Source organism: Rubellimicrobium thermophilum DSM 16684, from assembly GCF_000442315.1.
In the GTDB taxonomy this organism is placed as follows: Bacteria; Pseudomonadota; Alphaproteobacteria; order Rhodobacterales; family Rhodobacteraceae; genus Rubellimicrobium; species Rubellimicrobium thermophilum.
On record NZ_KE557321.1, the window covers coordinates 33,624 to 42,282 of the forward strand.

The following is an 8,659-nucleotide window of genomic DNA, read 5'->3' on the forward strand; positions in this document are numbered from 1 at the left end:
CCCCCCAGCCCCGCCTGCACCTCCTGAAGACGCTGCGCAAGGGCCAGGCGGCGGATCGCCTGGGCGGCCTGGGTCGGGGGCGGGATGATGAAGCCCGGCCGGATCGACCCCGCCGCGGGCCGCCCCTCGGGCGGCTCTCCCGCCCAGTCATGCGCGAAGACGACCAGGGCCGGCAGGAACAGGAAGACCGAGAGGTTGCGCGACGGCGCCGCCAGTTCGACCGCGGCCAGATCGCTGTCCATGCGGATGCTGTAGGAGACCTCCTCCCCCAGGCCGGCGAAGGCCTCGAAGGGGATGGTCTTCTGCGGCAGGCCGATGATGCGGGTCAGGGCCTGCATCACCTCGGGCAGGCCCTTGGCGCCCAGCGCGGCCAGAAAGCGTTCGGCCATCTTCCGCGTCGGGGCCTCGGCCTTCACGGGCCGGCGCCATTCGTGCCGGGCCGGGCCACCCACGCCATCAGCCCCGATGGCAGGATCACCCCCTTCTGGGGCGAGACGGGGGCGGTGAAACGGCCCTCGCGCGCCTCGGCATTCCAGGACCAGACGGGGCGTGACAGGCCCGGCCGGATCAGCGGATCCGACAGAAGGGCGCGCCGCAGCTCTTCGGCGACAGGCCGCACCTCGAAGGGAATCCGGTTGAGCGTGATCTGCATGGGCCTGCCCCCTCCCTGAACGGGGCGGTTCTAGTCGAGGGCGAGGCGCTCTGCCAGCCCTGTCCGTGCGGCTGTGCGGAGGCGCGCCCTCAGCCCGTCGCCGCCGCCCGCGCCCGGCGTGCCCGTTCGGTCGCGCTCTTGAGCTGGCCGCAGGCGGCCATGATGTCCTCGCCCCGCGGGGTGCGGATGGGGCTGGCATAGCCCGCCTTGTGGATGATGTCGGCAAAGCGGCGGATGCGCGCCTCGGGGCTGCGGCGATAGGGCGCGCCGGGCCATTCGTTGAAGGGGATCAGGTTGATCTTGGCCGGGATCCCCGCGATCAGCCGGACCAGCCGCCGCGCATCCTCGTCGCTGTCATTGACCCCGTCGAGCATCACATATTCGAAGGTGATCCGCTCGGAGTTCGAGAGCCGCGGATAATCCCGCAGCGCCGCGAGCAGCGTCTCGATGTTCCATTTGCGGTTGATCGGCACCAGGCGGTCGCGGATCTCGTCGGTCGTGGCATGGAGGCTCACCGCCAGCAGGCAGCCGATCTCGGTCGCGCAGCGGGCGATCTCGGGCACCACGCCGGAGGTGGACAGCGTGATCCGCCGGCGCGAGAGGGCGATGCCTTCGCCATCCATGCAGATGCGCATCGCGTCGCGCACCGCCTCGAAGTTGTAGAGCGGCTCGCCCATCCCCATCAGGACGATGTTGGACAGAAGTCGCGTCTCGACCTTGGGGGCGCCGGGGACGGGCCATTCGCCCAGGTCGTCGCGGGCGAGCATCACCTGCCCCACGATCTCTCCGGCGGTGAGATTGCGCACAAGGCGCTGCGTGCCCGTATGGCAGAAGGAACAGGTCAGCGTGCATCCCACCTGCGAGGAGACGCAGAGCGTGCCGCGGTCTTCCTCGGGGATGTAGACCGTCTCGACCTCATGCCCCCCCGAAAGCCGCACGAGATATTTGCGCGTTCCGTCGGCGGAGATCTGCCGCGAGACGATCTCGGGCAGGGCCGCGACGAAGCGTTCGGCCAGCAGCGCGCGCACCGCCTTCGAGAGATTCGTCATGCGCGCGAAGTCGCGCACGCCCCAGTGATAGATCCACTGCCAGATCTGGCCCGTGCGCATGCGCGCCTGCGCCTCCGGGATGCCGGCCTCGACCAGGGCGGCGCGCATCTGCTCGCGCGTCAGACCCACGAGATTGATGCGCCCTTCCGCATCCGGTGCGGGTTTGCGGGGCAGGGCCAGGATATCGGGCGCGATGGGGACGGTCATGGGAGGGATCTCGCTCGGGGAACGCAGGCCATAGCAGAGACGGGCCCCCGTTCCAAGGACCCTGCCGGGGCCTGCTTGCCCGGGGTCCTGCCTGCCATGCGGGGGGCAGGGCGGCCGGTGCCGGCCCGAGGCCCGTCTCCGCCGCGCCGCCGCCGGTGCCCCCCCCCCGATCCCCCCGATCCCCCCGATCCCGCCGATCCCCCCGATCCTGCGGCCGGTTCCCCCGGCTTCCCCCGGCGGCCCGCCCTTCCGGTCGCGGGTGCGATGCGGCGCCGCGGCGGTCAGCTGGCGCAGCGCGAACGGGCTTCCTCGACGGCGGCGGTGAAGCCGAGAAGCGAGAAGGTATCGCGCGTCTGCGTGCCGCGGCCCGAGACCCCCGTCACGACAGCCTGCGTCCCCCGCTTCATGGCCTCGATGATGCGGGCATCCTCTTCGGAATTGGCAGGCCAGGCCCATTCGCCCTCGGTGAAGAGCGTGAAGGTCGTCCCGCCGATGTCGAGCGTGACCGTGGAGCCCGAGGCGAAGGGATAGCCCCCCGTGAAGGTCACCTGCCCGTTCACGCCCTCCGCGGGGCGATAGAAGACGAACAGCAGGGTCTCGCCCCGGCTGACCTGAACAGGCTGGCCATCGCGGGTGTTGACCTGTTCCTTGGGGGCGGAGGTCGCGAAGCATTCCACCGGGTCGGTCTCCTGGAATACCGACCAGTCGGTGTTGGCCGCGACACGGTTGGATGTCGTCTGCTGGGCCGTCGCGTTGCCGGCGCCGAGGGCGATCATCGCGATTGCGGCGATCCGCGACAGGGTCTTCGTCATCGTCCGTCTGCCTCCTTGAGGGGCCCCTTCCGTCCCCGGCCTGCGCGGGCTGCATCTGACGGCGCCCGTCGCGGCTGGAAGGAGCGCATCCAACCCGATAGACCGCGACCCTAGCACCGCCGGAGGACCGGAGCAAACCCTGCCCGGTCACGCCTCTGCGCGGTGGCGGAAACAGGGGGAGAGGGGACCATGGCAGGGATCGCGGACATGGCGGTGGTGGAGCTCTGGCGGGGCGATCTGCCGGAATCGGTGCATCGGGTCCATGCCGTCGTCGCCGATGCCACGGGCGAGCCGGTCGCCCTCTGGGGCGATCCGGGCCGCATCATCTATCCCCGGTCCTCCTGCAAGATGGTCCAGGCGCTGCCGCTCGTGCTGTCGGGGGCGGATCTGTCCTCCGAAAGGCTGGCCCTGGCCTGCGCCTCGCATCAGGGGACGCCGATGCATGTGGCGCGCGTGGCGGACTGGCTGGCCGATCTGGGCCTGTCCGAGGCCGACCTGCTCTGCGGCGCCCATTGGCCCACCGACCGCGAGAGCGCCCATGCGCTGCTGCGGGCGGGGGCACGGCCCGGCCCCCTTCACAACAACTGCTCGGGCAAGCATGCGGGCTTTCTCCATCTGGCCCGGCATCTGGGCGCGGGCCCGGACTATGTGGCCCCCGACCATCCCGTGCAGCGGGCCGTCCGCGCCGCCTTCGAGGAGGCGACCGGCGAGCCCAGCCCCGGCTGGGGGATCGACGGCTGTTCGGCCCCGAACTTCGCCACGACGCTGCGGGGCCTCGCCCGGGCGATGGCGGGTTTCGCGGCGCCCGGTCCGGGCCGCGAGGGCGAGGCGCGCGCGCGCCTGGTCGGGGCCATGATCGCCCATCCCGAACTCGTCGCCGGAGAGGGGCGCGCCTGCACCGATCTGATGCGCGCCGCGCAGGGCCGCGCCGCGGTCAAGACCGGGGCCGAAGGCGTGTTCGTCGGCATCCTGCCGGGCCGGGGCCTGGGCTTCGCCCTCAAGGCCGAGGATGGCGCGACCCGGGCCGCCGAGGCGGTGACGGCGGCGCTGCTCGTCCGGCTGGGGGTGCTCGAGGCGGCAGACCCCGTGGCGCAGCGCCTGACATCGGGGATCCAGCACAACTGGAGGGGTCTGCCGGCGGCACGCCTGGTCACGCGGCTCTGAGAGGGGGGCGGCCCGCCGGCGGCCCCGGTCGTTCCTCCGGCGTTCCTCAGTAGTCGCGCAGCGCGATCGCCCCCATTTCGCACAGACGGCGGCAGTCGCTGGCATCATGACCCGTCTCGTTCGCGGTGATGATGCCGTCCATCGCGAATCCCTCGAAGCGCGGATCGTCGCAGAGACCGGTATTGGCATATTCGCTGGCATCGTCGCCGAAGTCGATCGCCGCACAGTCGGTGGCCGCGCGCGCCGCCTCCCAGTCCCACAGCCGGACCTGACCGGCCTCGTGCAGCGTCCGGCAGTCGGTCGCATCGCGGCCGACATGCTCCCAGGACAGGCTGGTCGCCATGCCGGGTCCGGCAAAGCGGCGGTCGTCGCATTCGCCGTCCTGGGCCCATTGGGAACTGTCGTCGCCGAAGGGGATGGATCCGTCTGCAGGGCCGGCGGGCGATGCGGGGGCTGGCCCTGCCGTCCCGCCGATCAGGCGGATGCGCCCGGCCTCGAAGGCGGCCCGGCAGTCGCTGGCATCGGCCATCTCGTCCTCGGGAGAGGTGAAGGCGGCCATGCCTTCGCCTTCGAAGCGGGGGTCGTCGCATTCCCCGTCATGGGCCCATCGGGAGCTGTCGTCCCCGAAATCGGGGGCCTGCGCCTGTGCCGGTCCGCCGATCGGGGCGGCCAGAATCGACGCGATTGCCGTGGCGAGGACGGGGAAGCTGCGCAAGGCCATGAGGGGATCTCCGGGGAAGGCGGATGCAACTCTGCCGAGGGGGGGCGGGAAGAGATTGCCCGCTGCCCCTCCGTTGCGCAACCGTTCCGTGCGGGACGGGCCTCTGTGCCCCTGACGGTCGGCCCCCCGTCCCGCTTTCCGTCCCGCTTTCCGTCCCGCTTCCCGTCTGCGGTCCGGCGGTTGCATCCGCGCGGCCGCCGCGCCATATCGAAGGCTTCAGGGCGCCCGGAGGCCGCAGATGAACTATCTCGACTTCGAGAAACCTCTCGCCGAGATCGAGGGCAAGGCCGAGGAGCTGCGGGCCCTGGCCCGCTCCAATCCCGCCATGGATGTGGAGAAGGAGGCCGCCGCCCTCGACCGCAAGGCCAAGGACCTTCTGGCCCAGCTCTATGGCAGCCTGACCCCCTGGCAGCGCACCCAGGTGGCCCGTCACCCCGACCGTCCCCACAGCCGGGACTATATCGAGGGGCTCCTGACCGACTGGATGCCGCTGGCCGGGGACCGGGCCTTTGCCGACGATCATGCGGTTCTGGGGGGATTGGGGCGCTTCGACGGCGAGGCCGTCATGGTGATCGGCCATGAGAAGGGGCACGACACCCGCTCGCGGATCGAGCACAATTTCGGCATGGCCCGGCCCGAAGGCTATCGCAACGGCGATCCGGCTGATGCATCTGGCCGACCGCTTCGGCCTTCCGGTGCTGACCTTCGTGGACACCCCCGGCGCCTATCCCGGCAAGGGGGCCGAGGAGCGCGGCCAGGCCGAGGCCATCGCCCGCTGCGTGGAGGTCCAGCTCGGCCTGCGCGTGCCGGTGATCGCGGTCGTCATCGGCGAGGGCGGGTCGGGCGGCGCGGTGGCCTTCGCCTCGGCGAACCGTGTGCTGATGCTCGAACATGCCATCTATTCGGTCATCTCGCCCGAAGGCTGTGCCTCGATCCTGTGGAAGGATGCCGAACGGATGCGCGAAGCGGCCGAGGCGCTGCGCCTGACCGCGCAGGATCTGGCGGCGCTGGGGGTCATCGACCGCATCGTGAAGGAGCCCCTGGGCGGCGCCCATCGCGACCGCACGGCGACCGTTTCCGCCGTGGGCGATGCGCTGCGGGCCGAGCTGGCCGCGCTGAAGGACCGCCCCGGTGACGCCCTGCGCGAGGAACGCCGCCGCAAGTTCCTCGAGATGGGAACGCGGGGTCTCGCGGCCTGAGGACAGGGCGGGGGGCTGTCGCGGGGCGTCTCCCGCAGGGGCGGCCCCGTATCCGTCCCGGGGCGGCCGGGGCGCCCCGCCTCATCCCGCCTCATCCGGTGGGCGGGGGACGGTCTCCGGAGGCGGCGGAGGCGGCCGGGGCTGCGGGGGGGGGCGGCTGGAAACCGGCCTCCGCCATCAGCCGGTCGGAAGCCGGTTCGATCGCCGCTTCCAGCCGCTCCAGGAAGACCGGCCCCGGCAGACCCGGCGGAATCGGATCGAGGAACTCGATGACCGCCCGTCCCGGCCGCAGGCCCAGCCCCTTGCGCGGCCAGAACAGGCCCACATTGCAGGCCACCGGCACGCAGGCCGTGCCCATCTCGGCATAGAGGGCGGCGATGCCGGGCTTGTAGGGCATCCGGGCCTCGGGGGGGGACGCGGGTCCCCTGGGGATAGATGATGAGCTGCCCCGGCTCCCTGCGTCCGGCGGCCACATCGGCCACCATCTTGCGGATCGCCTGTCCCCGCTTGCCGCGGTCCACGGGCACACAGCCCAGCCGCAGCGCATACTGCCCGACCACCGGCGTCCAGATCAGCTCGCGCTTCATGATGAAGCGGCCGCGCGGCAGGGCGTCGAAGAGCAGGATGATATCGAGAAAGCTCTGATGCTTGGCCGCGATCAGCACCTCGCCATGGGGGGGCGTGCCGCGCTGTTCGGTCTCGATCCCGACAAGGAGGCGCGCCAGGCGGCGCACGAGGCGGCACCAGGCATGCGCGGCGGCGAAGGCCCCATCGCGCGAGACGAGGGCCCAGGGCAGATAGGCCAGCGCATAGACCGCCATGGCCCCGTAGATGAGGACGAAGAACAGGGCGGCGCGCAGGGGGCGGGGCGGGGGCAGGCTGGGCATCGGCGGTCCTTCTTCAGGATTGCGCGCGCAGCGTCGCAAGGGCGGCCGCCCGTGTGGCGGCAAAGGCCGTGATCGCGGCAAAGGGCGGGATCAGCAGGGGCCAGAGCCAGCCCGCGCCGCGGAAGCCGAGGCCGGTCAGGAAGCCTTCGGTCGTGTCGGCCGCGGGCAGCATCCACAGGGCCGTCAGGCCGGCGGCCGTTCCGCCCATCGCCCCCCACAGCGCGCGCAGCGTGAAGCGCCGCACGAAGGCGCGGGCGATGTAGACATCCTGCGCCCCCACGAGGCGGAGCACGCGGATGACCTGGGCATTGGCCGCCAGCGCCGCCTGGGCGGCCAGTGTGATCATCGCCGCCGTCGAGAGCGCGATGAGGCCGAGCGCCAGCACCCCCAGCCAGCGCAATCGCGATGCGGCAAGGGTCAGCGGCGCGCGCCAGCGCGTATGGTCGTCGAGAACGGCGCCCGGCACCTCGGCCTGAAGGCGGGCGCGCAGGCCTGTGGCGTCGAATCCGTCCTCTTCCAGTGTGATCTCGATGAGCTGGGGGATGGGCAGGCTTTCCACCGGCAGATCGGGGCCGAACCAGGGCTCGAGCAGGGCGCGGTTCTCCTCCGGCGTGAGGGCGTGCGAGGAGGCCACCCCCGGCGTCTGGGCCAGGATGGTGAGGGCCGTGGCCGTCTGGGCCGCCATCTGGCCTTCGGGGGCCGAGAGGCGCAGCGTCGCGGTCCGGGCGAGTTCCGCCCCCCAGCGTTCGGCCAGCCGCCCCGTCGCCGTCGAGAGCGCCAGCGCAAAGACCGCGAGGAAGGCCATCGCGGCGGCGGTGAACAGCGTCAGCCGCGCGGTGAAGCCCGTGGGCGGCACGGCGCGATCGGCCTGCGGATCGCCCCGCAGCAGGGCAAGAAGACGCCGCATCAGGGCCATGGCGCGGTTCACAGATCCGCCCCCGCCTGCAGCAGGCGCCCCTCGCGCAGGCGCAGGACGCGGGCGGCGACCTGCGCCTTGGCAGCGCGGATCAGGGTCAGGTCATGGGTCGCCACCAGCACCGCCCTGCCCATGCGGTTGAGCTCCACCAGCAGCGTCAGAAGACGCTGCGACATGTCCCAGTCGATGTTCCCGGTGGGTTCATCGGCCAGGATCACCTCCGGCCCGGTGATGACGGCCCGGGCGAGGGCGGCGCGCTGCCTCTCGCCCCCCGACAGTTCCGGGGGCAGGGCATCGGCCCGCCGCGAGAGTCCCACCCAGGCCAGAAGCTCGGGCAGATGGACCTCGCCTTCGGCCCGCCGCCCGGCCACGGTGAGGGGCAGCAGGATGTTCTCGGCCAGCGGCAGATGGTCGAGGAACTGGCAGTCCTGATGGACCACGCCGATCCGCCGGCGGGCCAGGGCCACGGCATCGCGCCCCATCGACCGCGTGTCCTGGCCGAACAGCATCACCTGTCCTTCGGTGGCGCGCAGCTCGGCATAGCAGAGCTTCAGCAGCGTCGTCTTGCCCGCGCCCGAAGGGCCGGTGAGGAAATGAAAGGATCCGGGCTGCAGCGAGAGGTCGAGCCCGGCGAAGAGCCGCCGGCCCCCATAGCCCATCCCCACCTGCCGCAATTCGATCACTGCCTGCCCCCCGGCCTGCCCCTCCTTGTGCCGCAAGCGGCCAGCCGGTTCAATGCGGGCGGCCGTGGCCCGGCCGCCCCATCGGGCGGGGCCCTGCATGGGGCAGCCTTCACGCGATGCCGGGGTGTCGCTAATCTCCTGCCCGGCAGGGTCCGGGGCGGCTGACAGGGGCAGGGGAAGAGCAGAATGCGTGTGATCTGCCCGAATTGCGGGGCGCAATACGAGGTGCCCCCCGAGGCGATTCCCGAACAGGGACGGGATGTGCAGTGCTCGGCCTGCGGCCATGTCTGGTTCGAAGGGGGGCGTGCGGCCCCGACCGCCGCCGCCGCCGCCGCCACCGCCGCCCCGGCGCCGGAGCCGGGCCCCGAC

At 72.0% G+C, this 8,659-nt stretch carries 9 protein-coding genes and 2 pseudogenes; 3 read left to right on the forward strand and 8 right to left on the reverse strand.

What is annotated here, in order from left to right; genetic code table 11:
- The 4 genes from RUTHE_RS16650 to RUTHE_RS07960 form a co-directional block, all read right to left on the reverse strand.
- On the reverse strand, window positions 1-416 hold a 416-nt coding region (locus RUTHE_RS16650), incomplete at its 3' end, for a hypothetical protein (RefSeq protein WP_021097847.1).
- Window positions 413-652: a hypothetical protein gene (locus tag RUTHE_RS07950; RefSeq protein WP_021097848.1), complete on the reverse strand. Its 240-nt coding sequence runs from the start codon at window positions 650-652 to the stop codon at window positions 413-415. The genes RUTHE_RS07950 and RUTHE_RS16650, both read right to left, overlap by 4 nt.
- A gap of 89 nt (window positions 653-741) precedes the next feature.
- A complete protein-coding gene (gene rlmN, locus RUTHE_RS07955) occupies window positions 742-1,908 on the reverse strand; it encodes a dual-specificity RNA methyltransferase RlmN (RefSeq protein WP_021097849.1) in 1,167 nt (388 codons plus the stop codon).
- A gap of 281 nt (window positions 1,909-2,189) precedes the next feature.
- Window positions 2,190-2,720 carry an invasion associated locus B family protein gene (locus tag RUTHE_RS07960; RefSeq protein ID WP_021097850.1) on the reverse strand — a complete coding sequence of 177 codons (531 nt, stop codon included), beginning with the start codon at window positions 2,718-2,720 and terminating at the stop codon, window positions 2,190-2,192.
- A 198-nt stretch (window positions 2,721-2,918) separates the two neighbouring features.
- Here RUTHE_RS07960 and RUTHE_RS07965 point away from each other — a divergent pair, with 198 nt between their 5' ends.
- Window positions 2,919-3,884 carry an asparaginase gene (locus tag RUTHE_RS07965; protein WP_040645566.1) on the forward strand — a complete coding sequence of 322 codons (966 nt, stop codon included), beginning with the start codon at window positions 2,919-2,921 and terminating at the stop codon, window positions 3,882-3,884.
- A gap of 46 nt (window positions 3,885-3,930) precedes the next feature.
- Here RUTHE_RS07965 and RUTHE_RS07970 read toward each other — a convergent pair whose 3' ends face one another.
- Window positions 3,931-4,605: a hypothetical protein gene (locus RUTHE_RS07970; RefSeq protein ID WP_021097852.1), complete on the reverse strand. Its 675-nt coding sequence runs from the start codon at window positions 4,603-4,605 to the stop codon at window positions 3,931-3,933.
- Window positions 4,606-4,843: 238 nt separating this feature from the next.
- Between RUTHE_RS07970 and RUTHE_RS07975 the strand changes: the two are divergent.
- Window positions 4,844-5,804: pseudogene (locus RUTHE_RS07975) on the forward strand (acetyl-CoA carboxylase carboxyltransferase subunit alpha).
- Window positions 5,805-5,895: 91 nt separating this feature from the next.
- On the opposite strand, the pseudogene RUTHE_RS18620 reads toward RUTHE_RS07975, so the two are convergent.
- The 3 genes and pseudogenes from RUTHE_RS18620 to RUTHE_RS07990 all read right to left on the reverse strand — a co-directional run bounded on the left by RUTHE_RS18620 (window position 5,896) and on the right by RUTHE_RS07990 (window position 8,290).
- Window positions 5,896-6,691, reverse strand: a pseudogene (locus tag RUTHE_RS18620) (lysophospholipid acyltransferase family protein).
- Window positions 6,692-6,704: 13 nt separating this feature from the next.
- Window positions 6,705-7,607 carry a cell division protein FtsX gene (locus RUTHE_RS07985; protein WP_040645569.1) on the reverse strand — a complete coding sequence of 301 codons (903 nt, stop codon included), beginning with the start codon at window positions 7,605-7,607 and terminating at the stop codon, window positions 6,705-6,707.
- Between the two features lie 8 nt (window positions 7,608-7,615).
- Window positions 7,616-8,290 (reverse strand): cell division ATP-binding protein FtsE, encoded by a 675-nt coding sequence (locus tag RUTHE_RS07990; protein WP_040645570.1) that lies wholly within the window; start codon window positions 8,288-8,290, stop codon window positions 7,616-7,618.
- A 186-nt stretch (window positions 8,291-8,476) separates the two neighbouring features.
- On the opposite strand from RUTHE_RS07990, the gene RUTHE_RS16030 reads away from it, so the two are divergent.
- Window positions 8,477-8,659 (forward strand): zinc-ribbon domain-containing protein (locus tag RUTHE_RS16030; RefSeq protein ID WP_021097857.1); only part of this gene is annotated, 183 nt, incomplete at its 3' end.